This window comes from Intestinirhabdus alba (genome assembly GCF_009711095.1).
GTDB classification, from domain to species: Bacteria; Pseudomonadota; Gammaproteobacteria; order Enterobacterales; family Enterobacteriaceae; genus Intestinirhabdus; species Intestinirhabdus alba.
In genome coordinates, this window is record NZ_WMJZ01000125.1 from 1 (window position 1) to 795 (window position 795).

Annotated in this window: 1 protein-coding gene and 1 pseudogene; both read left to right on the forward strand. The window is 50.8% G+C overall.

All coding sequences use genetic code 11. The annotated features are described in order from the left end of the window. Nucleotides 1–47 precede the first annotated feature (47 nt). Nucleotides 48–611, forward strand: coding sequence for a formylglycine-generating enzyme family protein (locus GJV78_RS22705; protein WP_456237504.1), 564 nt, complete (start codon nucleotides 48–50; stop codon nucleotides 609–611). Continuing rightward, nucleotides 607–744, forward strand: a pseudogene (locus tag GJV78_RS22710) (ISAs1 family transposase); the annotation flags it as partial. The gene GJV78_RS22705 and the pseudogene GJV78_RS22710, both read left to right, overlap by 5 nt. Nucleotides 745–795 lie beyond the last annotated feature (51 nt).

Below are 795 nucleotides of genomic sequence, written 5' to 3' on the forward strand. Positions count from 1 at the left end.
CCACCAATCAGGAATATCAGCTTTACCTGAAGCTTAATAATTACTCTCTGAGAAAAGCCAGTAACCCGCTGGCACAAGAGCGAATGGATGCGTTAAATACACTGCCTGATACCCCCGCGCATATGGACTGGTACGATGCGGAGAAATACTGCGCCTGGCTGGGTAAGGTCAGCGGTCTGCCGTTTGCCCTGCCTACCGAAGCGCAGTGGGAGTATGCGGCCCGCAGTCGCGGGCAATACTTTATCGTAGGGACCAACAGCGGCGTGCTGGAGATGGATGGCATTCAGCGCGGGATTAATATTTCCGGTACACTGGATCGTAAAGAGTTTGCCCGAGAAAAAGGGCTGCGCTCAGAAATAGATACGGCGATGCCGGTAGACAGGTATCCGCCTAATCCGCTGGGTATCTACGATATGGCGGGTAATGGTTACGACTGGATTAATGACTGGTACGATCCGGATTATTATAAAAATTCTCCGGCTATTGACCCCCAGGGGCCAGAAAAACCGGAATATAAAGATTATGAAGNCCCGGATACTAGCATGACCTCTACCACTACGGTTCGTTGCGTCGTTAACAGCCCGCAGCCGGTAAAACAGGGGCGCGAGTAATATAAGGCATATAGCAATTAATATACTGAGGCAGGATAAGACGTTTAAAGCCGGTTTGAAAAGAAAGATGCGAAAGGCGGCGATGAACAGGCAATACCTGGCATCAGTCCTTGCGGGGGGCGGGGTTTCGTAATCTTATCCTAATGCCCTGGGTTGCTTACCGTATCGAAACGCCTGATGGCAA